Source organism: Actinocorallia longicatena (genome assembly GCF_039534125.1).
GTDB classification, from domain to species: domain Bacteria; phylum Actinomycetota; class Actinomycetes; order Streptosporangiales; family Streptosporangiaceae; genus Actinocorallia; species Actinocorallia longicatena.
In genome coordinates this window covers 268,375-290,762 of the sequence record NZ_BAAAUV010000008.1, presented here as the reverse complement: position 1 = coordinate 290,762, position 22,388 = coordinate 268,375, and the positions used below count along the sequence as shown (strand labels likewise).

General features: G+C 71.3%; 25 protein-coding genes. 8 read left to right on the top strand and 17 right to left on the bottom strand.

Annotation, left to right across the window (positions count from 1 at the left end; all coding sequences use genetic code 11):
* Positions 1 to 59: 59 nt before the first annotated feature.
* The 12 genes from coaBC to pyrR form a co-directional block, all read right to left on the bottom strand.
* Complete coding sequence (gene coaBC, locus ABD785_RS19275) at positions 60 to 1,238, bottom strand: bifunctional phosphopantothenoylcysteine decarboxylase/phosphopantothenate--cysteine ligase CoaBC (protein ID WP_344830150.1); 1,179 nt, start codon at positions 1,236 to 1,238, stop codon at positions 60 to 62.
* A 41-nt stretch (positions 1,239 to 1,279) separates the two neighbouring features.
* Complete coding sequence (gene rpoZ / locus ABD785_RS19270; RefSeq protein ID WP_344829962.1) at positions 1,280 to 1,534, bottom strand: DNA-directed RNA polymerase subunit omega; 255 nt, start codon at positions 1,532 to 1,534, stop codon at positions 1,280 to 1,282.
* Between the two features lie 82 nt (positions 1,535 to 1,616).
* On the bottom strand, positions 1,617 to 2,216 hold the full coding sequence (gene gmk / locus ABD785_RS19265) for a guanylate kinase (RefSeq protein WP_344829960.1): 600 nt from the start codon (positions 2,214 to 2,216) through the stop codon (positions 1,617 to 1,619).
* A gap of 109 nt (positions 2,217 to 2,325) precedes the next feature.
* On the bottom strand, positions 2,326 to 2,643 hold the full coding sequence (mihF, locus tag ABD785_RS19260) for an integration host factor, actinobacterial type (protein WP_344829958.1): 318 nt from the start codon (positions 2,641 to 2,643) through the stop codon (positions 2,326 to 2,328).
* A gap of 184 nt (positions 2,644 to 2,827) precedes the next feature.
* Entirely contained in the window at positions 2,828 to 3,523 is a 696-nt protein-coding gene (gene pyrF, locus ABD785_RS19255) for an orotidine-5'-phosphate decarboxylase (protein ID WP_344829956.1), read from the bottom strand.
* Positions 3,520 to 4,533 (bottom strand): dihydroorotate dehydrogenase, encoded by a 1,014-nt coding sequence (locus tag ABD785_RS19250; protein ID WP_344829953.1) that lies wholly within the window; start codon positions 4,531 to 4,533, stop codon positions 3,520 to 3,522. Before ABD785_RS19250 ends, pyrF begins: the two co-directional genes overlap by 4 nt.
* A 22-nt stretch (positions 4,534 to 4,555) precedes the next feature.
* Complete coding sequence (locus tag ABD785_RS19245) at positions 4,556 to 5,443, bottom strand: iron-sulfur cluster-binding protein (protein ID WP_344830146.1); 888 nt, start codon at positions 5,441 to 5,443, stop codon at positions 4,556 to 4,558.
* 35 nt (positions 5,444 to 5,478) lie between these two features.
* Positions 5,479 to 8,787 carry a carbamoyl-phosphate synthase large subunit gene (gene carB, locus ABD785_RS19240; RefSeq protein WP_344829951.1) on the bottom strand — a complete coding sequence of 1,103 codons (3,309 nt, stop codon included), beginning with the start codon at positions 8,785 to 8,787 and terminating at the stop codon, positions 5,479 to 5,481.
* Positions 8,787 to 9,977 (bottom strand): glutamine-hydrolyzing carbamoyl-phosphate synthase small subunit, encoded by a 1,191-nt coding sequence (carA, locus tag ABD785_RS19235; protein WP_344829948.1) that lies wholly within the window; start codon positions 9,975 to 9,977, stop codon positions 8,787 to 8,789. The genes carB and carA overlap by 1 nt, the downstream gene beginning before the upstream one ends.
* On the bottom strand, positions 9,974 to 11,275 hold the full coding sequence (locus ABD785_RS19230) for a dihydroorotase (protein WP_344829946.1): 1,302 nt from the start codon (positions 11,273 to 11,275) through the stop codon (positions 9,974 to 9,976). Before ABD785_RS19230 ends, carA begins: the two co-directional genes overlap by 4 nt.
* 21 nt (positions 11,276 to 11,296) lie before the next feature.
* Entirely contained in the window at positions 11,297 to 12,238 is a 942-nt protein-coding gene (locus tag ABD785_RS19225; RefSeq protein WP_344829944.1) for an aspartate carbamoyltransferase catalytic subunit, read from the bottom strand.
* Positions 12,238 to 12,807 (bottom strand): bifunctional pyr operon transcriptional regulator/uracil phosphoribosyltransferase PyrR, encoded by a 570-nt coding sequence (gene pyrR / locus ABD785_RS19220; RefSeq protein ID WP_344829942.1) that lies wholly within the window; start codon positions 12,805 to 12,807, stop codon positions 12,238 to 12,240. The genes ABD785_RS19225 and pyrR overlap by 1 nt, the downstream gene beginning before the upstream one ends.
* 372 nt (positions 12,808 to 13,179) lie before the next feature.
* Between pyrR and bldD the strand changes: the two genes are divergently transcribed.
* Positions 13,180 to 13,674 carry a transcriptional regulator BldD gene (bldD, locus tag ABD785_RS19215; RefSeq protein ID WP_106398443.1) on the top strand — a complete coding sequence of 165 codons (495 nt, stop codon included), beginning with the start codon at positions 13,180 to 13,182 and terminating at the stop codon, positions 13,672 to 13,674.
* Between the two features lie 92 nt (positions 13,675 to 13,766).
* Here the strand turns inward: bldD and ABD785_RS19210 are convergent, their stop codons facing one another.
* From ABD785_RS19210 to ABD785_RS19200, 3 genes are all read right to left on the bottom strand, one after another.
* Positions 13,767 to 14,669, bottom strand: coding sequence for a GlxA family transcriptional regulator (locus ABD785_RS19210; RefSeq protein WP_344830143.1), 903 nt, complete (start codon positions 14,667 to 14,669; stop codon positions 13,767 to 13,769).
* A gap of 4 nt (positions 14,670 to 14,673) precedes the next feature.
* On the bottom strand, positions 14,674 to 15,195 hold the full coding sequence (locus ABD785_RS19205) for a cysteine hydrolase family protein (RefSeq protein ID WP_344829940.1): 522 nt from the start codon (positions 15,193 to 15,195) through the stop codon (positions 14,674 to 14,676).
* Between the two features lie 172 nt (positions 15,196 to 15,367).
* Entirely contained in the window at positions 15,368 to 15,757 is a 390-nt protein-coding gene (locus ABD785_RS19200) for a YidB family protein (RefSeq protein WP_344829938.1), read from the bottom strand.
* Positions 15,758 to 15,845: 88 nt separating this feature from the next.
* Between ABD785_RS19200 and ABD785_RS19195 the strand changes: the two genes are divergently transcribed.
* Positions 15,846 to 16,646, top strand: a complete 801-nt coding sequence (locus ABD785_RS19195; RefSeq protein ID WP_344829936.1) for a methylenetetrahydrofolate reductase — start codon at positions 15,846 to 15,848, stop codon at positions 16,644 to 16,646.
* 156 nt (positions 16,647 to 16,802) lie between these two features.
* Here the strand turns inward: ABD785_RS19195 and ABD785_RS19190 are convergent, their stop codons facing one another.
* Complete coding sequence (locus ABD785_RS19190) at positions 16,803 to 17,240, bottom strand: SAV_6107 family HEPN domain-containing protein (RefSeq protein WP_344829934.1); 438 nt, start codon at positions 17,238 to 17,240, stop codon at positions 16,803 to 16,805.
* A 341-nt stretch (positions 17,241 to 17,581) separates the two neighbouring features.
* Here ABD785_RS19190 and ABD785_RS19185 point away from each other — a divergent pair, with 341 nt between their 5' ends.
* The 5 genes from ABD785_RS19185 (at position 17,582) to ABD785_RS19165 (ending at position 20,312) form a co-directional block, all read left to right on the top strand.
* Positions 17,582 to 18,046 carry a YbaK/EbsC family protein gene (locus ABD785_RS19185; protein WP_344829932.1) on the top strand — a complete coding sequence of 155 codons (465 nt, stop codon included), beginning with the start codon at positions 17,582 to 17,584 and terminating at the stop codon, positions 18,044 to 18,046.
* Between the two features lie 61 nt (positions 18,047 to 18,107).
* Positions 18,108 to 18,455 carry an ArsC/Spx/MgsR family protein gene (locus ABD785_RS19180; protein WP_344829929.1) on the top strand — a complete coding sequence of 116 codons (348 nt, stop codon included), beginning with the start codon at positions 18,108 to 18,110 and terminating at the stop codon, positions 18,453 to 18,455.
* A 93-nt stretch (positions 18,456 to 18,548) separates the two neighbouring features.
* Positions 18,549 to 19,349: a hypothetical protein gene (locus tag ABD785_RS19175; protein WP_344829926.1), complete on the top strand. Its 801-nt coding sequence runs from the start codon at positions 18,549 to 18,551 to the stop codon at positions 19,347 to 19,349.
* A 47-nt stretch (positions 19,350 to 19,396) separates the two neighbouring features.
* Positions 19,397 to 19,681, top strand: coding sequence for a hypothetical protein (locus tag ABD785_RS19170; RefSeq protein ID WP_344829923.1), 285 nt, complete (start codon positions 19,397 to 19,399; stop codon positions 19,679 to 19,681).
* Between the two features lie 34 nt (positions 19,682 to 19,715).
* Positions 19,716 to 20,312: a GNAT family N-acetyltransferase gene (locus ABD785_RS19165; RefSeq protein ID WP_344829921.1), complete on the top strand. Its 597-nt coding sequence runs from the start codon at positions 19,716 to 19,718 to the stop codon at positions 20,310 to 20,312.
* 15 nt (positions 20,313 to 20,327) lie between these two features.
* Here ABD785_RS19165 and metF read toward each other — a convergent pair whose 3' ends face one another.
* Positions 20,328 to 21,227, bottom strand: a complete 900-nt coding sequence (gene metF, locus ABD785_RS19160; protein ID WP_344829919.1) for a methylenetetrahydrofolate reductase [NAD(P)H] — start codon at positions 21,225 to 21,227, stop codon at positions 20,328 to 20,330.
* Between the two features lie 108 nt (positions 21,228 to 21,335).
* Here metF and ABD785_RS19155 point away from each other — a divergent pair, with 108 nt between their 5' ends.
* Complete coding sequence (locus tag ABD785_RS19155; protein WP_344829916.1) at positions 21,336 to 22,388, top strand: polyprenyl synthetase family protein; 1,053 nt, start codon at positions 21,336 to 21,338, stop codon at positions 22,386 to 22,388.

Sequence of the window (22,388 nt, the reverse complement as noted above, 5' to 3'; positions counted from 1 at the left end):
CGGTGAGACCGGACGGCGAACGCAGTCTAGTGGCACTGACCATGTTTACGGAGGCCAGGTCAGGCGAGCAGCGTGGCGACCTCGTCCCACACCGCGGCGGCGAGCTCCTCCTTGGTCCCGAGCGGAATCTCCCGTTCGGAACCGGTAGCGGAGAGAATCACCCCGGCGTTGTCGGGGGCCCCGAAGGTGAGGTTCTCCCCCACCTGGTTGACGACCAGCAGGTCACAACCCTTGCGTGCCAGCTTGGCCCGTCCGTGCTCCAGGACGTTGTCGGTCTCGGCGGCGAAGCCGACGATGACCTGTCCCGAGGCCCGCTGGACGACCAGTTCGGCCAGGATATCCGGATTCTTCACCAATTCGATAGGCAAAGTATCCGATTCTTCGGTCTTTTTGATCTTCTGGCCCGCGGCCGACACCGGCCGGAAGTCGGCGACGGCCGCGGCCATCACGACGACGTCCGCGGCGGGCGCGGCGGCGTGGACGGCCTCGCGCATCTCCAGCGCCGAGCCGACCCGCACGACCGAGACCCCCGCCGGGTCGGGCAGGGCGGTGTTCGCGGCCACCAGCGTGACCTTGGCGCCGCGCGCGGCGGCGACCTTCGCCAGGGCGTACCCCTGGAGCCCCGACGACCGGTTGCCGATGAAGCGCACCGGGTCGATCGGCTCGCGCGTGCCGCCCGCGGACACCACGACGTGGCGGCCCGCGAGGTCCGACGTCGTGCCCGCCAGGATCCGCACCGCGACCTCGAACAGCTCACCCGGATCGGGCAGCCTGCCCTTGCCGGTGTCGGCGCCGGTCAGCCGGCCGGAGGCGGGCTCGATCACGACGCAGCCGCGAGCGCGCAGGGTGGCCACGTTGGCCTGGGTCGCGGGGTGCTCCCACATCTCGGTGTGCATCGCGGGCGCGAACACCACGGGACACCGGGCGGTCAGGAGCGTGTTGGTCAGCAGGTCGTCGGCGAGCCCGTGCGCGGCCCTGGCGAGCAGGTCCGCGGTGGCGGGGGCGACGAAGACGAGGTCGGCGTCCTGCCCGATCCGGACGTGCGGGACCTCGCTGACGGAGTTCCACACCTCGGTGGAGACGGGCTGCCCGGACAGCGCCGCCCAGGTCGGCTCGCCCACGAAACGCAGCGCGTCCCTGGTCGGAACCACCCGGACCGCGTGCCCGGACTCGGTGAGCCGCCGGAGCAGCTCGCACACCTTGTAAGAGGCGATCCCGGCACCGACGCCGAGGACCACCCGCGGCTTGTCGGCGACGGAGTTCGGGCCGGACAAGTCCGTCAGGCCTCGATGGGCTCGGTGTGCAGGAGCCCCTCGCGCACCTCGCGCAGGGCGATGGAGAGCGGCTTCTCCTGGACCTGGGTCTCGACCAGCGGTCCCACGTACTCCAGCAGGCCCTCGCCGAGCTGCGCGTAGTAGGCGTTGATCTGCCGGGCCCGCTTGGCCGCGATGCTCACCAGGCCGTACTTGGTGTCGACGACCTCGAGCAGATCGTCGATCGACGGGTTGGTGATGCCTTCGCTGTTGGCTGCCACGCCGTAGCCTTTCGGTGATCATGGAGCGAGCCGCCGGAAAGCGTCTCGCAGGTCAGCATGGAAGACTATCAGTTGTCAAGCGTCACCGCTCCGGGGCGGCCCCGGCCTGTGCGCCCATGAGGTCGACGAGCTGCTTGCACACGCTCTCGACGGACTCGTTGACCAGCTCGACGTCGAACAGCCCCGGGGTGTCGCGGGTGGCCATCTCCCGCTCGCCCTCCTTGAGCCGCCGGGCGATCACCTCGGCCGACTCGGTGCCACGGCCGGTGAGGCGCTTGACCAGCTCCTCCCACGTGGGAGGGGCGAGGAAGACCAGGAAGGCGTCGGGAGCGGTCGCGCGGACCTGCTCGGCACCCTGGAGGTCGATCTCCAGCAGGGTGGGCACCCCCGATTCCAGCCTCTCCTGGACGGCTCCACGCGGGGTTCCGTAGAGATTGCCCGCGAACTCGGCCCATTCCAGCAGTTCGCCGTCGGCGACCATGCGCCGGAACTCGTCCCGTTCGACGAAGAAGTACTCGACTCCGTGCGTCTCACCCGGGCGGGGTTTGCGAGTGGTCGCCGAAACCGACAGCCACACCTCGGGGTGCGACTTACGGAGTTCCGCGACAACGGTGCTCTTACCGACCCCCGAGGGGCCCGAGAGGACCGTGAGGCGACGTGCGGGGAAAGCGTTGGTGTCCATCGCCTCGATATCTACCACACCCGAACGGCTGATCACGTTCGGCCGCCCCTCCGCGTCTTCACCCGGAGGGGCGGCCGAAGGGTCTTACCGGCCTCGCAGATGACGGCTGTTACTTGCCGCCGAACTCGCGTTCCAGGGAAGCGCGCTGGTTGGCACCCAGGCCCCGCACTCTGCGGGACTCGGCGATGCCGAGGCGCTCCATGATCTGCTTGGCGCGAACCTTGCCCACGCCCGGAAGCGATTCCAGAAGAGCCGAGACCTTCATCTTTCCGACGATGTCATCGCTCTGGCCCGCTTTGAGGACCTCGGAGAGAGAGGTCCCACCGTGCTTGAGCTTGTTCTTGACCTCCGCGCGCTCACGGCGGGCCTGGGCAGCCTTTTCCAGGGCCGCGGCACGCTGTTCGGGGGTTAGGGGCGGAAGAGCCACGCCGGGTCACCTCGTGATTCCACTCGACGGGATCGGACGCCCCGGAAACTAGCGACTTTCCCCCCTATAAAGCAACGTGATAGGTGCTTTATCCCGCCAGAAATTTACGAAATTCACTTCCTGTAATCGCATCACTACGACGTGTCGACCAAAACGGCCCGCGACCCCTGCTGCCTGGGGGTTCTCAGGCGCGGTGCCGCAGGCCCGCCGCGATCGCCGCGGCGGCGGCTCCGGGGTCGGCCGCGCCGGTGATCGGGCGTCCGATCACGAGCAGATCGGCACCCGCCGCGAGGGCCTCTTCGGGGGTGGAAATTCGTGTCTGGTCGTCCGCTTTCGCGCCTTTCGGTCGCACTCCCGGGGTGATCAGGTCGATTTCGGTCCCGATCTCCGCGCGGACCGCGGCGACCTCCTGCGGGGAGCACACGAGGGCCCGCGCCCCGGCCCCCACCGCGAGGGCGGCGAGCCGCCGGACGGCGTCCGAGGCGGGCCCCGCGAGGCCGGTGGCGGCCAGATCCCCCTCGCCCAGCGATGTGAGGACCGTCACAGCCGTGATCTTCGTCTGCGGGACGGCCTCGACGGCTGCTTTGATCATGTCCGCGCCCCCCTGGGCGTGGACGGTCAGGTAGGCCGGCTTGAGGCGCGCCACCGAACGGGCGGCGCCCGCGACGGTGTTGGGGATGTCGTGCAGCTTGAGATCGAGGAACACCTGGATCCTCGACGCGCCGCGGATGCTGGCCACCGCGTCGGGCCCGTACTTCAGGTAGAGCTCGAGGCCGACCTTGAGGGTGCTGACGTGCGGGGTGACCAGCGAGGCCCATCGGGCGGCGGTCTCCAGGTTCGGCGCGTCCAGCGCGACGGCGATGGGGGCGGCGGCGGTCACGGGGCACTCTCCTGCTGGTCGCTCGGTTCGGGGATGCGTTCTTCGGGCTCGCTCCGCACGACCTGCGGCGGGACGTAGCCGGCGGGCTTGTGCGCGAGGCCGACGGCGTCGGCGACCCGGCCGAGACCGCGGGCCGTCAGCGCCTCCTCCAGCTCCTTGAGGATCCTGGCGGGGGCCGAGGGGTCGTGCAGCAGCGTCGTGCCCACCGAGACGGCGCTGGCGCCCGCCGCGAGGAACTCCAGGGCGTCGCGGCCGGTGGCCACTCCCCCGCCGCCGATGATCGGCAGCCCGGGCAGCGCGGAGTGGACCTGGTAGACGCAGCGCAGCGCGACGGGGCGGAGCGCGGGGCCGGAGAGCCCGCCGGAGATCCCGGTCAGGACGGGCCGCAGCGTGCCGGGATCGATCGCCAGGCCCGCCATGGTGTTGATCAGGGACAGCCCGGTGACGCCCGCGTCGGCGCACGCCAGCGCGATCGTCGCGATGTCGGTCACGTCGGGCGAGAGCTTGGCGAGGACGGGCACGTCGCGCGGCACCGCCCCCCGTACGGCCCTGACGACCTCGGAGGCGGCCGAAGGGGACGCGGCGAACATCCTCCCCCGGTCCTCGACGTTCGGGCACGCCACGTTGATCTCCACGCCCGCGACGGTCGCGGCCAGCGGGGAGTCCACGAGGCGCTTGGCGACCTCGCCGAACTCGCTCACGCTGTTGCCGCCGACCGACACGACGACCCGGGCCTCCTTCTCGGCCAGCCACGGCAGGTCGCGGCCGAGGAACCCCTCGATCCCCGGGCCGGGCAGGCCCATGGCCGTCAGCAGCCCGGACGGCGTCTCGGCCACCCGGGGCGTCGGCCGGCCCGCGCGCGCCTGGAGCATCACCGACGACGTCACGAACGCCCCGAGACGGGCCAGGTCGGTGAACTGCGCCAGTTCGCGCCCGCTGCCGCCGCAGCCCGCGGCGCTCACGACGGGGTTGGGCAGCTCCAGTGCCCCGATCTTCGTCCTCAGCTCCACGACACTCCTCCAGGATCGGGTTTCAGGGGGCCGTGATGGCCGAGGAGGGGGCCCGGGGCCCGCCCATGGCGTCCAGCGGGATCGTGCCGAGGTCGGACCAGCGGACGCGCTCGCCGCGCAGGACCGGCCCCTCGGTGCAGGCGCGGGCCATGCGGGTGATGCCGTCGTCGCCGATGACCGGCAGGACGCAGGACTGGCAGGTGCCGATCCCGCAGGCCGAGGTGGAGGCCAGCAGCTCGGCGACGCTGACCTGGCAGGGGATCCCGTGGGCGGCGGCGACGGAGGAGACCGCGCTCATCAGGGCGGTCGGCCCCGCGGCGTAGATCACGTCGGCGCGCGACTCGTCGATGATGCGCGGGAGCAGGTCGGGGACGCTGCCCGCGGTGCCCAGGGAGCCGTCACGGGTGATCACCGTGGCGCTGTCGCCGATGCGCTGGGCGGACCGGGCGCCGAAGATCTGGGCGCCGTGCGGCGCCGCGAGCACGAAGTGGGTCTGGCAGTCGCGCCTGCGCAGCGCGTCGGCGAGGGAGAACAGGCCGCTGGCGCCCTGCGCGCCGCCGACCAGCAGGCAGCTCGCCGGGTCGCGCGGGAGCGGGAAGGGGCGGCCGAGCGGGCCGATGACGTCGACCGCGTCGCGCGAGCGCCGTGAGGCCAGCCAGTTCGTGCCCGGGTCGGTCGCCTCGAAGACGAGCTCGACGGTGCCGCCGTAGTCCGACTTCACCTCGTAGATCGGGAAGCAGCGGCGGGCGAGGAGCGAGGTGTGCTCACCGCCCACCGCGATGGCCAGGAACTGGCCCGGCCGGAAGCGCTCGGCCACCGCGGGGGCGACGAGCGTCATCGCGTGGTAGGCCGCCACCTGCCGGACCGTGAGCACGGTGCCCGGCGACTGCACTGGTCCCTCGGCGGAGATGGCGGCCTCTCTTTCCTCTGCTTGCTGATCCCGGCTTACTCGGCCCAGGCGTTCCGCAGCCGCGACGCGTGCTCCTGGAGGGAGCGCACTCCCACGTCTCCGCGGGTCACGGCCTCGATGCCCTGCACGGCGGCGGCGAGGCCCTGCACGGTCGTCACGCACGGGATGCCGCGCACGACGGCCGCGGTGCGGATCTCGTAGCCGTCCACCCGGGGCCCGGACTGACCGGGGCTGCCGAACGGAGTATTGACGATGAGGTCCACTTCGCCGTCGAGGACGCGCCGGACGACCGTCGGTTCGCCGCCGGGCCCGGTGCCCTCGCTGTGCTTGCGCACGATCTTGGCATGGACGCCGTTGCGGCGCAGCACCTCCGCGGTGCCCTCGGTGGCAAGAATCTCAAAACCCAGATCCGCGAGCCGCTTGACCGGGAAGATCATGGTGCGCTTGTCCCGGTTGGCCACGGAAACGAACACCCGGCCCTTGGTCGGGAGCGAACCGTAGGCCGCGGCCTGCGACTTGGCGTACGCCGTGCCGAAGACCTCGTCGATGCCCATGACCTCGCCGGTGGAGCGCATCTCGGGCCCGAGGATGGTGTCGACGCCCTGGCCCTCGGCGTTGCGGAACCGGTTGAACGGCAGCACCGCCTCCTTGACCGCGATCGGCGCGTCGAGCGGCAGGGTGCCGCCGTCGCCGGTCGGGGGCAGGATGCCCTCGGCGCGCAGCTGGGCGACGGTGGCGCCCATCATGACCCGGGCGGCGGCCTTGGCGAGCGGCACGGCCGTCGCCTTGGACACGAACGGGACGGTGCGCGAGGCGCGCGGGTTGGCCTCCAGCACGTACAGGACGCCCGCCGACAGCGCGTACTGGACGTTCATGAGGCCGCGCACGCCGATGCCCTGGGCGAGCTTCAGCGTGGACTCGCGGATCCGCTCGATGTTCTCGCGGCCCAGCGTGATCGGCGGAAGCGCGCAGGCGGAGTCGCCGGAGTGGATCCCGGCCTCCTCGATGTGCTCCATGACGCCGCCGAGGTAGAGGTCGGCGCCGTCGTAGAGGGCGTCGACGTCGATCTCGATGGCCTCGTCGAGGAAGCGGTCGACCAGAACCGGCCGGTCCGCGGAGACCTCGGTGGCGGTGGCCATGTAGCCGGTCAGCGTGGCGTCGTCGTAGACGATCTCCATGCCGCGGCCGCCGAGCACGTACGAGGGCCGCACGAGGACCGGGTAGCCGATCTCGTTGGCGATCGCGACGGCCTCCTCGGCGGAGGTGGCGGTGCCGTGCTTGGGCGCGGGCAGGTTCCCCGCGGCCAGGACCCGGCCGAACGCACCGCGGTCCTCCGCGAGGTGGATGCTCTCCGGCGAGGTGCCCACGATCGGCACGCCCGCGTCCTTGAGCTTCTGCGCCAAGCCCAGCGGGGTCTGGCCGCCGAGCTGGACGATGACGCCCGCCACGACGCCCGTCTGCTGCTCGGCGTGCACGACCTCCAGGACGTCCTCCAGGGTGAGCGGCTCGAAGTAGAGCCGGTCGGAGGTGTCGTAGTCGGTCGAGACCGTCTCGGGGTTGCAGTTGACCATGACGGTCTCGTAGCCCGCCTCGGACAGCGTGAACGAGGCGTGGACGCAGGAGTAGTCGAACTCGACGCCCTGGCCGATCCGGTTCGGCCCCGAGCCCAGGATGATCACCTTGGGCCGGGTGCCGATCGGGACCTCGCTCTCCTCGTCGTAGGAGGAGTACAGGTACGGGGTCTGGGCGGCGAACTCGGCCGCGCAGGTGTCGACGGTCAGGTAGACCGGCCGCACCCCGAGGGCGTGGCGCAGTTCGCGGACCACTTCCTCGCTGAGGCTGCGGAGCTGGCCGATCTGGACGTCGGAGAAGCCGTGGCGCTTGGCGTTCTCGAGCTTCGCGGCGGTCAGCGCGTCGTCCGACAGGCGGATGTCGGCGGCGACCTCGTTGATCGCGACGATCTGGTCGAGGAACCACGGGTCGATGCCGGTGGCCTGGTAGACCTGCCCGATCGTCGCGCCCGCCAGCAGGGCCTGCTGCACCTCGTGCAGGCGGCCGTCGTGCGGGGTGGCGATGGACTCCAGCAGCTCCTCCAGCGGCGGCGGGACGTCCGACCAGGAGAAGGACGCGCCCTTCTGCTCCAGGGAGCGCAGCGCCTTCTGCAGGGCCTCGGGGAAGGACCGGCCGATCGCCATCGCCTCGCCCACGGACTTCATGTGCGTCGTCAGCGTGGGGTCGGCGCCGGGGAACTTCTCGAACGCGAACCGGGGCACCTTGACGACCACGTAGTCGAGGGTCGGCTCGAACGAGGCCGGGGTGACCTTGGTGATGTCGTTCGGGATCTCGTCCAGGGTGTAGCCGACCGCCAGCCGGGCGGCGATCTTGGCGATCGGGAAGCCGGTCGCCTTCGAGGCCAGCGCGGACGAACGCGAGACGCGCGGGTTCATCTCGATCACGATCATGCGCCCGGTCGACGGGTGGATCGCGAACTGGATGTTGCAGCCGCCGGTGTCGACGCCGACCTTGCGGATGACGGCGATCGCGACGTCCCGCATGTGCTGGTACTCGCGGTCGGTGAGCGTCATCGCCGGGGCGACGGTGATGGAGTCGCCGGTGTGCACGCCCATCGGGTCGAGGTTCTCGATCGAGCAGATGACGACCACGTTGTCGTTGCGGTCGCGCATCAGCTCCAGCTCGTACTCCTTCCAGCCGGTGATCGACTCCTCGAGGAGCACCTCGCTGGTCGGGGACGCCGCCAGGCCCGCGCCCGCGATCCGGTGCAGGTCGGCCTCGTCGTAGGCGAAACCGGAGCCCAGGCCGCCCATCGTGAAGGAGGGCCGGACCACGACCGGGTAGCCGAGCTCGGCGGCGCCGGCCAGGACCTCGTCCATCGTGTGGCAGATGACCGACCTGGCGCACTCGGCGCCCAGCGACTCGACGATCCCCTTGAAGATCTCGCGGTTCTCGCCGCGCTGGATGGCGTCGAAGTCGGCGCCGATCAGCTCGACGTTGTACTTCTCCAGCACCCCGGCCTCGTGCAGGGCGACGGCGCAGTTCAGCGCGGTCTGCCCGCCCAGGGTCGGCAGGAGCGCGTCGGGACGCTCCTTGGCGATGATCTTCTCGACAGTCTCGGCGTTGATCGGCTCGACGTACGTGGCATCGGCGAACTCCGGGTCCGTCATGATCGTCGCGGGGTTGGAGTTGACCAGGATGACCCGCAGGCCCTCGGCCTTGAGCACCCGGCAGGCCTGGGTGCCCGAGTAGTCGAACTCGCAGGCCTGGCCGATGACGATCGGCCCCGACCCGATGATCAGAACCGACTTCAGGTCTTCACGGCGCGGCATCAGGCACCTTCCTCGGGGGTGGCGGGCGCGCCCTGCTCGGCGGCGTTCGGAGCGGAGGTCCCGGGTTCGGCGGCGGACGCGGCCTGGGCGGCCTGCATCATGGCGCAGAACTGGTCGAACAGGAGGGTGGAGTCGTGCGGGCCCGCGGCGGCCTCGGGGTGGTACTGGACGCTGAAGCCGGGGCGGTCGAGCAGGCGCAGTCCCTCGACGCAGCCGTCGTTGAGGTTCACGTGGGAGACCTCGGCGCGTCCGAAGGGGGTCTCGAACGGGCCGTCCAGCGGGGCGTCGACGGCGAACCCGTGGTTGTGGGCGGAGATCTCGACACGGCCGGTGCGGCGGTCCTGGACCGGCTGGTTGACGCCGCGGTGCCCGAACCTCAGCTTGTAGGTGCCGAGGCCGAGCGCGCGCCCGAAGATCTGGTTGCCGAAGCAGATGCCGAAGAACGGCCTGCCGGCGGCGAGCACGCCCCGCAGCGCGTGCACCTGGGCGTCCGCGGTGGAGGGGTCGCCGGGCCCGTTGGAGAAGAACACGCCGTCGGGGTCGAGGGCGAGGATGTCCTCCGCGGTGGCGGTGGCCGGCAGCACGGTCACCTCGCAGCCGCGCTCGGCCATCCGGAACGGGGTCATCGCCTTGATGCCGAGGTCGACGGCGGCGACCCGGAAGCGGGTCTCCCCCGTCCGCGACGGCACGACGTAGGCCTCCTTGGTGGCGACCTCGGCGGCGAGGTCGGCCCCCGCCATGCCGGGGCTGGCCAGGACCCGCTGGAGCAGGGCCTGCGGATCGGTCTCGACCGAGGAGACCCCGGCGCGCATGGCGCCGCGGTCGCGCAGGTGCCGGGTGAGGGCCCGGGTGCCGGGCATCGCGATGCCGACGACGCCGTGCGCCTTCAGCTCGGCGTCGAGGGAGCGCTGGGCGCGCCAGTTGGAGGCGACCCGGGCGGGCTGGCGGACGACGTATCCGGCGACCTGGATCCGGAACGACTCGGGGTCGAGGTCGTTCACTCCGGTGTTGCCGATGTGAGGGGCGGTCATGGCGACGATCTGCCGGTGGTACGACGGGTCGGTGAGGGTCTCCTGGTAGCCGGTCATGCCGGTGTTGAAGACGACCTCGCCGAAGGTCTCGCCCTCCGCGCCGAACGCGACGCCGTGGAACACCCGTCCGTCTTCCAGGACGAGCATGGCATCAGTCATACGAGCTTTCCTTCCAGCACCGTGGGGCGGCCGCGCAGGAACGTGGCGACGACCCGTCCGGGCAGTTCGAGACCGGCGTAGGGGGTGTTGCGGCTCTTGGAGGCGAAGGTCGTCGCGTCGACCTTCGCCCTGAAGTCGGGGTCGTAGAGGGTGATGTTGGCCGGGGAGCCGGCCTCGAGGGGGCGGCCGTGGCCGGCCAGGCGGCCGATCTCGGCGGGCTTGACCGACATGCGGTCGGCGACCTCGGCCCAGGTGAGCAGGCCGGTGTCGACCATCGCGGCCTGGACGACGCTCAGGGCCGTCTCCAGGCCGACCATGCCCATGGCGGCGTCGGCCCACTCGGTCTCTTTGTCCTCGAGGGCGTGCGGCGCGTGGTCGGTGGCGACGACGTCGATGGTGCCGTCGGCCAGGCCCGCACGGCAGGCGTCGACGTCGGCCTGGGTGCGCAGCGGCGGGTTGACCTTGTAGATCGGGTCGTAGGCGCCGGTCGGGCTGTGCTCGGCGCAGGAGTCGGTGAGGAACAGGTGGTGCGGGGTGACCTCGGCGGTGACGTTCCAGCCCTTGGACTTGGCCTGCCGGACGATCTCGACAGAGCCCGCGGTCGAGACGTGGCAGACGTGCAGGCGGGAGCCGACGTGCGCGGCCAGCAGGCAGTCGCGCGCGATGATCGCCTCCTCGGCCACCGCGGGCCAGCCGCGCATGCCGAGGCGGTCGCTGACCTCGCCCTCGTTCATCTGGGCGCCCTCGGTGAGACGCGGTTCCTGGGCGTGCTGGGCGACGACGCCGTCGAAGGCCTTCACGTACTCCAGGGCCCGGCGCATGATCACCGCGTCGTCGACGCAGTGGCCGTCGTCGGAGAAGACCCGGACGCGCGCGGCGGAGTCGGCCATCGCGCCGAGCTCGGCGAGCTTCTTTCCCTCGATGCCCTCGGTGACGGCGCCGATCGGCTGGACGTCGCAGTAGCCGTGCTCGCGGCCGAGCCGCCAGACCTGCTCGACGACGCCCGCGGTGTCGGCGACCGGGGTGGTGTTGGCCATCGCGTGGACGGCGGTGTAGCCGCCCCTGGCGGCGGCCCGGGTGCCGGACAGGACGGTCTCGTTGTCCTCGCGGCCGGGCTCGCGCAGATGGGTGTGCAGGTCGACCAGGCCGGGCAGGGCCACGAGGCCGGTGGCGTCGATGATCTCGGCGGCGGCGGCCGAGAGGTCCTGGCCGATCTCGGCGATCTCACCGTCGCGCACGAGGATGTCGGCGGTCGCGCCGCCGAGGATCGAGGCGTTCCTGATGATGTAGGTGCTCACGTGATCTCTCCTCAGTGCTCTCTACGCCGGAAGGTCGGTGCCGATGGCGGGCTCGGAACCGCCGAGCAGCAGGTACAGCACGGCCATGCGGACGGACACGCCGTTGCCGACCTGCTCGACGATCGTGCTGCGCGGGCTGTCGGCGACCTCCGCGGCGATCTCGACACCGCGGTTCATCGGGCCGGGGTGCATCACGATCGCGTGCTCGGGGAGCTGGGCGAACCGCTCGGTGGACAGGCCGTACCGGCGGGAGTACTCGCGGACGGTGGGGAAGTAGGCGGCGTTCATGCGCTCGCGCTGGACCCGGAGCATCATGATCGCGTCGCTCTTGGGGAGGGTCGCGTCGAGGTCGTAGGAGACCTGGCAGGGCCAGGTGCCGACCGACACCGGGAGCAGGGTAGGCGGGGCCACCAGGGTGACCTCGGCGCCCAGCGTGGACAGCAGGAGCACGTTGGATCGTGCCACCCGGCTGTGGAGGACGTCGCCGACCAGAGTGATCTTGCGGCCCTCGAGGTCGCCGAGGTGACGGCGCATGGTGAAGGCGTCGAGAAGGGCCTGGGTGGGGTGCTCGTGGGTGCCGTCGCCGGCGTTGACGACGTTGCCGTTGATCCAGTCGGCGAGCCGGTAGGGAGCGCCGGAGGCGGGGTGGCGGATGACGACCGCGTCGGCGCCCATCGCCTCGAGGGTCAGCGCGGTGTCCTTGAGGGACTCGCCCTTGGAGACGCTGGAGCCCTTCGCGCTGAAGTTGATCACGTCGGCGCTGAGCCGCTTCGCGGCGGCCTCGAAGGAGATGCGGGTGCGGGTGGAGTCCTCGAAGAAGAGGTTGACCACGGTGCGGCCGCGCAGGGTCGGGAGCTTCTTGACGCTGCGGCCCGCGACCTGGGCCAGCTCCTCCGCCGTGTCGAGGACGAGCAGGGCGTCCTCGCGGTTCAGGTCGGCGGCGGAGATCAGATGGCGCTTCATTACTTCTTTTCCCCCTTCGGCCCGAGGAGGACCGCGTCACGTCCGTCCACGTCGGCCAGGAGCACCTTGACGGTCTCCTTCTGCGAGGTGGGGAGGTTCTTTCCTACGTAGTCGGCGCGGATCGGCAGCTCGCGGTGGCCCCGGTCGACCAGGACGGCGAGCTGCACCGAGCGCGGGCGGCCGAGGTCGTTGAGCGCGTCGAGCGCGGCGCGGATCGTGCGGCCGGAGAAGAGCACGTCGTCGACGAGGACCACGGTCCTGTCGTCGATGCCGCCGGCCGGGAGATCGGTCTTGCCGATCGCGCGGGCGGGCTTCATCCTCAGGTCGTCGCGGTACATCGTGACGTCGAGGGAGCCGGTGGGGACCTTCAGGCCCTCGACCTCTTCGAGGCGGGCCTTCAGGAGCTTCGCCAGGGTCACGCCGCGGGTCTGGATGCCCAGCAGGACGACGTCGGAGCCGCCCTTGGTCCGCTCCAGGATCTCGTGCGCGATGCGCGTCAGGGCCCGCCTGATCTCAGGGGCCTCGAGGACGGCCTTGTAGGGCTCGTCGTGGTTTTGGGCAGCGGTCACTGCGCCAACCTCCTTCCCCGCCTCACAGGACGGGACTTAAAGGACGTGGTGTCCCCTTTACGGTAGCAGCCCCATCTTGTGTCCTGTCCCGAGTGCTCCTTCCATAACAGCAGGTGAGAGGGGTCACATGACGCCACGGCGAAGATCTGTGGATAACGCGCGGACGCCCTGTGGGGCGGGCCTCGGGACCCTCGCACTGGGTCAGGCATCGGTGACAGATTCGACCTGATTTTTCCGAACAGCTTGACCTTTGGCCGTCTCCGTTTTACCGTCACTGTCCGTAACCATACTCAGGGTGGTCGGTCGGCTTCCCAAGCCGTGCGGACTCCTGAGCGACAACGTCCGACGAGAGTGAGCCTGGGGGCCGCAAAGATGCCGTCTGAATACGCAAAGGCTCTGGGCGCGAGACTTCGCGCCATCCGCACCCAGCAGGGACTGTCCCTACACGGTGTGGAGGAGAAGTCACGTGGCCGTTGGAAGGCCGTCGTCGTTGGTTCGTACGAGCGGGGCGACCGCGCCGTCACCGTTCAGAAGCTGAACGAGCTCGCCGAGTTCTACGGTGTGCCCGTCAACGAGTTGCTCCCCGGCGGCGCCGCGCCGAGCCCCCTGGGCCCGACGCCGAAGCTCGTCATCGACCTGGAGCGGCTCGCTCAGCTTCCGAAGGACAAGGCCGGGCCCCTCGCCCGCTACGCCGCGACGATCCAGTCCCAGCGGGGCGACTACAACGGAAAGGTCCTGTCGATCCGTCAGGAGGACCTCCGTTCGCTGGCCGTGATCTACGACAAGTCCCCGGCCGAACTGACCGAGGAACTCATCAACTGGGGTGTTCTCGACCCCGAGGCACGCCGCGCCGTCGAGAGCTTCTAGCCCCATCCTCAAAGGGGCCCCCTCCAGGCCCCGTGTGCACGGTTCTCCCCGCCAGGCCCGGACCACTCCATGGTCCGGGCCTGGCGGCGTTCTCAGCGGCCGCGCAGCCGGCGGAGCATCCGGGCGTCCTGGAATCCGACGGACCGCGCCGCCGCCTCGGAGGTCTCCCCCTGGGAGATCAGGTGCTCGGCGCGTTCGAGGCGCAGGAGCTGCTGGTAACGCAGCGGGGTGAGGCCGGTCGCGGCGGTGAACCTGCGGGTGAGGGTGCGTTCGCTGATACCGGCCGCCGCGGCGAGCCCGGCCAGCGGCAGCGGTGCGGCGAAGTCCGCGTCGATGCGGTCCTGGACCCGGTGGACGGCGTCGCTGAGATGGGACCGGTGCCGGAGCATCGCGCCCGCCTGGGCGGCGTCGCCGTTGCGGCGGGCGTAGACGACGAGGTCACGGGCGACCTTGGCGGCCTCCGCCGGGCCGTGGTCGGCGGCCACCAGGTGCAGGGCCAGGTCGATGCCGCTGGCGATGCCCGCCGAGGTGATCACGCGGTCGTCGGTCACGTAGAGCACGTCCCTGACGATGGTGGCGCGGGGGTAGCGGGCCGCCAGCAGATCCTGGAGCTCGTGGTGGGTGGTGAAGCGGCGGCCGTCCAGGAGGCCGGAGGCGCCGAGGGCGTCCGCGCCCGCGCAGACGCTCGCGACGGTGCCGCCCGCGGCGTGGTGGGCGGCGAGCCGGCGCGCGGTGGCGGCGAGCAGGGGGTGGCGCCCGGCGCCCTGGACGGTGTTCCAGCCCGGGACCACGATCAGGTCGCGGGGCGTCAGGTCCGGCCATCGGGTGACGGCCCGCAGCGTGACGCCCTGGGCCGAGGGGACGTCCTCCCGCTCGCCGACGTAGTCCAGCGTGTAGTCGTGGCCGAACGCGGCGGCGGTCCCGAACACCTGCGCGGGACCGGCCAGGTCCAGCAGCTCCAAGCCCGGGATCAGCAGGAAGACGATCCTCACGATCCGGTCAGGATAGCGCCCCCTTGATGGTGACGATGTCGGCGAACCGCCCGGCCAGGACGGCCTCGGTCCGCTCGATGATCTGCGCGGTCGTGAGGCCGGGCAGCGGATGGGTCGCGGTCGCCTCGCTGACGAACAGGACGTCGAAGCCGAGGTCGGAGGCGAGCCTGGCGGTCGTCTCGCAGCACTGCTCGGTCCTGATCCCCGAGACGGTCACCTCCCGGACGCCCCGGGAGGTGAGCAGCCGGTGGAGGCCGGTCGTGGTGAAGGCGTTGTGCGCGGTCTTGGTGAGGACGGGCTCGCCGTCGTGGGGGTCCAGGCCGTCCAGGAGGCGGACGAAGCCGCTCCGCGGATCGAACGGGCCGGGCTCCTCGTCGGCGTGCAGCACCCACACGACCAGATCGCCGCGTCGCCGGGCCCCGGCGACGAGCTCGTTCACCTTCTCGACGATCCTCGGTTCCGAGGTCCGCGGCCAGGACGGCAGCCGGCGGAACGACTCCTGCATGTCGATGACGAGGTGTGCTCTCATGCCCTCGATCCTCGGCCCGCGTGCCCCTTCCCACCAGGCACGTTCAGGCCCGGCACCGGACCGATCCGGTCACCGCCGTGCGGGCCGGGAACGGGCGGCGACCGTGCACGGGCGGCGACCGTGTACGCGCGTGGCCCGGCCCGCCGAGCGGGCCGGGCCACGGACACGGCCGTCAGCGGAAGAGGCCCGCGAGGACCTTCCCGAGATCGTCCGCGGAACCGGACGGGGTGGCCTTGTCGACCACGGTGGGCAGCGTCTGGGCCAGGTCGCTGGCCGCCTGCTGGGGCGACATGCCGGAGTCCTGCGCCACCTTGTTCAGGGTGTCGGTGCCCAGCGCGGACTCGACCTGCTGGGCGGTGACGGGCTGGTTCTCCCCCTTGCCGACCCAGGAGTCGACCTGGCTCTGGAGGCCTCCCCCGGTGAGCTTCCCGAGCAGGTCCTGGATGCCTCCGCCCTGCCCGCCCTGCCCTCCCTGGCCGCCGCTCAGGCCGCCCATCACCGATTTCAGCATCTGCTGGATCTGCGGGTCCTTGGCGAGGTTGAGAATCTGTGAGATGTCCATGGTGTCCTCCCCCTTCGCTGGCCACAGTAGGCAGAAGCGCCTCAAATGCGGACCAAGTGGATGCCCTCGGGGCGTCTAGATTGATCGCATGGCCTTCGAAGTGATCTGCGAGATCGAGCCGCCCACGCGCCCCGACCTCACCCGGGTCCGGCACCAGATCGGCGTGCTGAGCGCCGTCACGGACTCGTTCCTCATCCCGGACAACCACATCGGCCGCGCGACGGTCTCGAGCGTCGCGGTGGCGCACGAGGTGCAGGCCATGGGCGCGCGCGGGATCGCCTGCCTGAACTCCCGCGACCGCAACCTGCTGGGGTTCCGGCGCGACCTGCTGACCGCCGCCGCCTACGGAGTCCAGCGCTTCCTGTTCGTCTACGGCGACAAGCCCACCGCGGGCAACCGCACCGGCGACCTGAACGTGCGCACGATGCTGGCGGAGGCGCGCGCCGCCACCGACGACCCCGCCTTCGCGGGCACCGCGCCCTTCCGCCTGGGCGTCACCTCGGGCCTGCGCCCCCTCCCCTCCTTCAAGTCGGCAGCCGACTTCGTCTTCGCCCAGGTCTGCTACGACAACGACGCCCTGCTGCGCTGGCGCGACTCCCTGCGGACCGACCAGCCGGTCTACGCGGGCGTCATGGTCCTGGCGAGTCCCCGCATGGCCGGGAACCTGGCGGCGACGATCCCCGACATCTCCATCCCCGCCTCCCTGGTGGAGGCCGTGGCCGCGGACCGCGACGCCGGGGTGCGGGCCGCCCGGGAGCAGGTCCTGGCGCTGCGGGAGTCCGGCGCGTTCGACGGCGTCCATCTGGTGCCCGTCAGCCGCTACCGCCAGCTCGCCGCCCTGCTGGAGCCCGACTTCCCGCGCGGCTCCGGACAGGCCTCCCCACGCTGAACCAGCCCGCGACGAACTGGTCCGCGACGACCGAGCGCGGCGTGCCGGTCCACACCGCCGAGACGACCGCCGCCGGGGAGCTCTACGACTCCTTCGCCGCCTCCGCCCTGGTCGGCGGCCTCTTCCACTTCACCCGCCGAGCCGGGCCCGCCGGGGTCAGCCCGTCAGGGGGAGGGACTGCTGGGTGGAGATGCCGAGGGTGTCCTCGACCAGGGTGACGAAGACCTCGGCGTCGTGGAGCAGGTCGTCGGCCTCGGCCTGGGTGACGGCGTTGGGCAGGCCCGCCTCCGCGGCGGCGCGCTTGTCGGCGCCCGCGGCGAAGAAGTTGGCCCACTCGGTGAGGAGCGGCTCGGCGTCCTGGAGCCGGGCCCAGGCCGTGCGCGGCTTGCCGCGGCGGGGGGCCGTGATGTGCTCGCGGACGGTCAGGACCGCGGCGGCGGCCCTGAGGGCCGCGAGGTGGGCGGTGGAGTAGCGGACGCCGGAGTGCGTCGCCTCTGCCGCATCGGCGAGCAGCTGGCGCGAGACGCGCAGCATGCTCTGTGCTGTAGGGGCGACCCGCCGGGTCGGCATGGGGGGCATCGGATGCACGGTCATTGCTGGCCTCCTTCTGGCCAAGCGGGGCCGGCTGGCTCCACCTGGAACGAACCTCGCGTTCGCTCCCCGGGTGACCGGCCCGGGCAAAGGGCTTCCCCTCCCCCTGCCCGAGCCGGAGCGAGCTGGCGGTTGCGCTGCCTCCACCTCGCCTTGGTGCCCGAGTGCGGTCCGCGAGTCCCGCACCATGTCGAACACCGGTTCGACATGTCCCCAAGGTAACCCGGGGCCGCTCCATTCGTCAACGTGTTCGATCGACGTGTCGCAACCCCAGCTCAACCGGGTGTTACCGAGTAGAACAAACGGGTCTGACAAAACTTCCCGGCATGGTTAGGCTGCCGATCATGCATGCGAACGCCGAGACCGTCGCCGCGCTCCTGTCCGAGCTGGGAGCGTCCGGGAAGGTGGTCGAGCTCCCCGATTCGGCCCGCACCGCACAGGAGGCCGCCGACCAGCTCGGATGCCCGGTCGGGGCGATCGCCAACAGCCTGGTGTTCGACGCCGACGGCGCCCCCCTCCTGATCCTGACCAGCGGCGCGCACCGCGTCGACACCCTGCTGGCCGCCTCGGTGGTCGGCGCGAAGTCGGTCCGGCGGGCCACACCGGAGTTCGTCCGGGAGGCGACGGGACAGCCCATCGGCGGCGTCGCCCCTCTCGGCCACCCCGCCCCGATCCGCACCCTCGTCGACCTGTGGCTGTCCCGCCACGACGTCGTCTGGGCGGCGGCCGGCCACCCGCACACCGTCTTCCCGACCACCTACGACGAGCTGCTCAGGCTCACCGCCGGCACCCCCGCCGAGATCGCCTGAGAGCGCGGAGCCCGGCCGCCCGGGCCGGGTCGGCAGGATCGGAGCTCGGTAGGGTCGGAGCATGGAGATCTGGCACAACCCGCGCTGTTCGAAGTCCCGCGCCGCGAAGACCGCGCTCGACGAGGCCGGCGTGGCCTACACCGAGCGCCGCTACCTCGACGACGCCCCGAGCGCCGAGGAGCTCGAGGCCGTCCTGACCAAGCTTGGCGCCGAACCGTGGGACATCACCCGGATGGGCGAGCAGATCGCGAAGGACCTCGACCTCAGGAACGCCCCCCGCGACCGCGCGAAGTGGATCGGGATCCTGGCCGGACACCCGTCCCTGATCGAACGCCCGATCGTCATCACCGACGACGGCCGCGCCCATGTCGCCCGCGACCCGGAGACCGTCGCGAAGGCCCTCGGCTGACCGAGCGGGCGCCGGGTAGACATTCCTGGCAGACGGGTCGGGAGGCCTTGTGGTACACAAGTCATGAGAGGTGTCCTTATGTGAGGAGCCGCGATGCCGACCATGCGCTCCGGACCGGCGAGCCATGACGCCCAGTTCCGTGGATTCGACACCGACGCCCTCGCCCATCTCATCCAGCAGATGAGAACGGCGTCCTCGGCGATCGACGGCTGGCTGGCCGCCCATCCGCCGCCCCCCGGCGTCTCCTCCGCGGGGTACCGGCAGGCCCTCACGGTGCAGCTGTGGATCAACGAGCAGATCGGCATGCTGACCCGGCGCCGCATCTACGCGCTCACCCACCAGGACACCCCGGACGTCACCAGCGTCCCCCCGGCCACTCCGGTCAGGCCCGCACCGGTCTTCGAGTCGGCGGCCCTGCCTCCGTCGAAGGACCTGCCCGACCCTCCCGGGCTCACCGACACCGAGATCGGCGCCTATCCGGACAGCGCCGCGTCGATGAAGGGCGCGACCTCGGACGCGCTCGCCGTCCGTGAGGCGATCCAGAACCACCAGCCGATCCCGGCCGACGTCTGGAAGCGGATCCAGGCCCACGCCAAGGACCCGGACTACACCCGGACGCTCTACCAGCAGCTCGGCCCGGCGGGCACGGCCCGGCTCATCGACGCGGCCGAGGGCGACAAGGCACGCGTCAAGGCCCTGATCACCTCCCTGACCTTCGCCGACTCCAAGCTCCATCTCGACTCCGCGTGGGTGGCCTCGCTCCTGGCCGAGTCCGGGAGACTCGGCTCCACGAGCACCGCGGTCCAGATCCTGAACGCCACCCCGCTCGCCCCGCACGTCGACGACGCCCTCGGCCTCGTCGAGGCCGGCCTGGTCACCTCGAAGGCCGTCTGATGGGCTCCCCGTCCGCTCCCCCCGCCCCGGGCAGCCTCCCCCAGCCCATGGACGTGACGACGCTTCCGCCCGGCCATGTGGCCAACCCCGCCTACGCGGCGCTGTTCCGCGCCTACACGGCCGCCTACGGCAGCATCGACGCGATGCGCGAGGCGCTCGGACCGCCGAACAAGACCCTCAACGCCACGGACGCCTGGCTCGGCCCCGAGGCCAGAACCTGGGGCGGCGACCTCGTGAACAACCAGTCGACCCTGCGAAAGGCCTCGGACCAGATCCTGTGGGACATCTACGACCGGCTCTACGCCACGCAACGAAGTCTCCCCGTCAATTGACCGGACCGGGGCCCTCGGCCGTAGGCTCGGCGAGGTGAAAGAGCCGAGCCTGCGTGAGATCGACACCAGGGTGTTCCGCCGTAACCTCAACGGCCTCCTGGACGTCTACATAGCGGCCATGGAACCCCCCTCCGACCAGCTCCCCGGGCGCCAGACGATCATGCATCGGCATTCGAGCTATCCGGGCTTCAAGGCCTACGTGTTCGAACGCCGCCGCGCCCTGGGCACGACCATCGCGGGATTCGTCTACGGCTTCCACGGCGCGTCCGGCCAGTGGTGGCACGACGTCGTCAACGGCGAGCTGGAGCGGCGCGGCGGCCGCGAGCACTCCGACCGGTGGCTGGCCGACACCTTCGAGGTCGCCGAGCTGCACGTCCATCCGGGCTTCCAGGGCCAGGGCCTCGGCCGCAGGCTGCTCACGACCATCTGCTCGGAACGGTCCGAGCAGACCGTGGTCCTGTCGACCCTGGACCTGCGTCCCGACACGCCCGCCCGCAACCTCTACCGCTCGGTCGGCTTCACCGACCTGCTGAGCGGCTTCGAGTTCCCCGGCGGCGGCCCGCCCTACGCGGTGATGGGGGCCCCGCTCCCCCTCGCGCTGAAGCAGCAGCCGAGCCACCAGAACAGCTGACCGGGGAGGCGCGGATCAGGCGGTGACGGCGGCCTTCGCGCCGAGCAGGCCGTAGACCTCGCGGGTCGCCGTGGAGCTGTTCATGGTGATGAAGTGGATGCCGGGCGCCCCCTGGTCGAGGAGCTCCTGGCACAGCTCGGCGCAGTGCTCGATGCCCAGCCGCCGGACGGCCTCGGGGTCGTCGCCGACCGCGTGGAACCGCTCGGCGAGATCGGCGGGGAACGGCGCCCCGGACAGCTGCTCGGACCTCTCGATGGTGCTCAGCCGGGTGACGGGCATGATCCCCGGCAGGATCGGGACGTCGCAGCCGAGCGCGGAGACCCGGTCGCGCAGCCGGAAGTAGTCCTCCGCCCTGAAGAACATCTGGGTGATCGCGTAGTCCGCTCCGGCCCGGCACTTCTGCACGAACCGGCGGGTGTCGCTCTCGATGTCGGGTGAGCGCGGGTGCTTGTAGGGGAAGGCCGCGACGCCGACGTTGAAGTCGCCGCAGGACTTGATCAGTCCGACCAGCTCGTCGGCGTACTCCAGGCCCTGCTCGTGCTTGATCCATTCGCCCATGGGGTCGCCCGGGGGGTCGCCGCGCAGCGCGAGGATGTTGGTGACCCCGACCGAGGCGAACCGGCCGATGAGCTGCCGCAGCTCGCCGACGGAGTGGTTCACGGCAGTGAAGTGCGCCACAGGCATGAGGGTGGTGTCGGTGGCGACCCGCTCGACGATGTCGACGGTGGTGTCACGGGTCGACCCGCCGGCGCCGTAGGTCACCGAGACGAAGGACGGGCGCAGCGCCTCCAGCTCACGGATGCTCCGCCACAGGTTGACCGCGCCCTGCGGGGTCTTGGGAGGGAAGAACTCGAAGGAGTAGGACTTCTCGCCTGATGAGAGCAGTGCCTTGATGGAGGGCCGTCCGGACGTCATGAAGGTAGATTACTGGTCGGGAACGCGGATCGGGCGGCATGTGAACCTCCTGGGGACGGGAACGCCCACAGGGACGGAAAACGCACGGCCCCGGCTAGGCTGATCGCCATGTCTTCGAGCCGTGTCCGCAAAGAGGTCGACGAGGCGCTCTACGCGTTCGTCGATCGCCAACGTCCCGGGCTCCTGGGCATCAGCGAAGATCTCTCCCCCATGCTCTCCGCCCTCGACGTCCTGCTCGCGGGCGGCAAGCGCCTGCGCCCCGCCTTCTGCTACTGGGGCTGGCGGGCCCTGGGCGGCGCGGACGGCCCGGAGATCATCGCCGCGGCGGCCTCCCTGGAGCTCCTGCAGGCCAGCGCGCTGATCCACGACGACGTCATGGACGGCAGCGACACCCGCCGCGGGCAGCCGTCGGTGCACCGCCGGTTCGAGGCGCTGCACGCGTCCGAGGGCTGGCCCGGCTCGGCGGTGCCGTTCGGGATGGGCGCGGCGATCCTGCTCGGCGACCTGACCCTCGCCTGGTCGGGCGAGATGTTCGACACCAGCGGGCTGCCCGGCGAGGTCCTGGCCCCCGGCAGGCCCCTGTACGACGTCATGCGCACCGAGGTCATGTGCGGCCAGTACCTCGACATGCTCGAGCAGGCCCGCGGCACCGGAGACGTCGAGAGCGCGCTGCGGGTCGTCAAGTACAAGAGCGCGAAGTACACGATCGAGCGCCCGCTGCACCTGGGCGCCGCGATGGCCGGGGCCTCCGCCGCCGATCTCGAGGCGCTGTCCGACTACGGGCTTCCCCTGGGCGCCGCCTTCCAGCTGCGCGACGACGTCCTGGGCGTCTTCGGCGACCCGGCCGAGACCGGCAAGCCCGCGGGCGACGACCTGCGCGAGGGCAAGCGGACCGTCCTGATCGCCCTGGCCCAGGAACGTGCCACGCCCGCCCAGCGCGAGGTCCTGCGCCGCAGGCTCGGCGACCCCGGTCTCGACCTGTCCGGCGTCGAGGAACTCCGCACGATCCTCGTCGAGACCGGCGCCCTGTCGGGCTGCGAGTCGATGATCGACGAGTTCGCCGCCCAGGCCCACGTCGCTCTGGCCGCCGCCCCGATCGCCGCCGAGGCCGTCGCGGCCCTCACCGACCTGACCGTCGCCGCCACCGCCCGCCGCGTCTAG

Coding starts and splice junctions, on each gene's coding strand:
- carB (WP_344829951.1), bottom strand. CDS start 8,787: ATGCCGCGCCGTGAAGACCTGAAGTCGGTTCTGATCATCGGGTCGGGG.
- metF (WP_344829919.1), bottom strand. CDS start 21,227: ATGACGTCCGGACGGCCCTCCATCAAGGCACTGCTCTCATCAGGCGAG.
- gmk (WP_344829960.1), bottom strand. CDS start 2,216: ATGGACACCAACGCTTTCCCCGCACGTCGCCTCACGGTCCTCTCGGGC.
- ABD785_RS19180 (WP_344829929.1), top strand. CDS start 18,108: ATGGAGATCTGGCACAACCCGCGCTGTTCGAAGTCCCGCGCCGCGAAG.
- carA (WP_344829948.1), bottom strand. CDS start 9,977: ATGACTGATGCCATGCTCGTCCTGGAAGACGGACGGGTGTTCCACGGC.
- ABD785_RS19200 (WP_344829938.1), bottom strand. CDS start 15,757: ATGGACATCTCACAGATTCTCAACCTCGCCAAGGACCCGCAGATCCAG.
- ABD785_RS19175 (WP_344829926.1), top strand. CDS start 18,549: ATGCCGACCATGCGCTCCGGACCGGCGAGCCATGACGCCCAGTTCCGT.
- bldD (WP_106398443.1), top strand. CDS start 13,180: ATGCCGTCTGAATACGCAAAGGCTCTGGGCGCGAGACTTCGCGCCATC.
- ABD785_RS19195 (WP_344829936.1), top strand. CDS start 15,846: ATGGCCTTCGAAGTGATCTGCGAGATCGAGCCGCCCACGCGCCCCGAC.
- ABD785_RS19205 (WP_344829940.1), bottom strand. CDS start 15,195: ATGAGAGCACACCTCGTCATCGACATGCAGGAGTCGTTCCGCCGGCTG.
- ABD785_RS19225 (WP_344829944.1), bottom strand. CDS start 12,238: ATGAAGCGCCATCTGATCTCCGCCGCCGACCTGAACCGCGAGGACGCC.
- ABD785_RS19155 (WP_344829916.1), top strand. CDS start 21,336: ATGTCTTCGAGCCGTGTCCGCAAAGAGGTCGACGAGGCGCTCTACGCG.
- ABD785_RS19185 (WP_344829932.1), top strand. CDS start 17,582: ATGCATGCGAACGCCGAGACCGTCGCCGCGCTCCTGTCCGAGCTGGGA.
- ABD785_RS19170 (WP_344829923.1), top strand. CDS start 19,397: ATGGACGTGACGACGCTTCCGCCCGGCCATGTGGCCAACCCCGCCTAC.
- ABD785_RS19190 (WP_344829934.1), bottom strand. CDS start 17,240: ATGACCGTGCATCCGATGCCCCCCATGCCGACCCGGCGGGTCGCCCCT.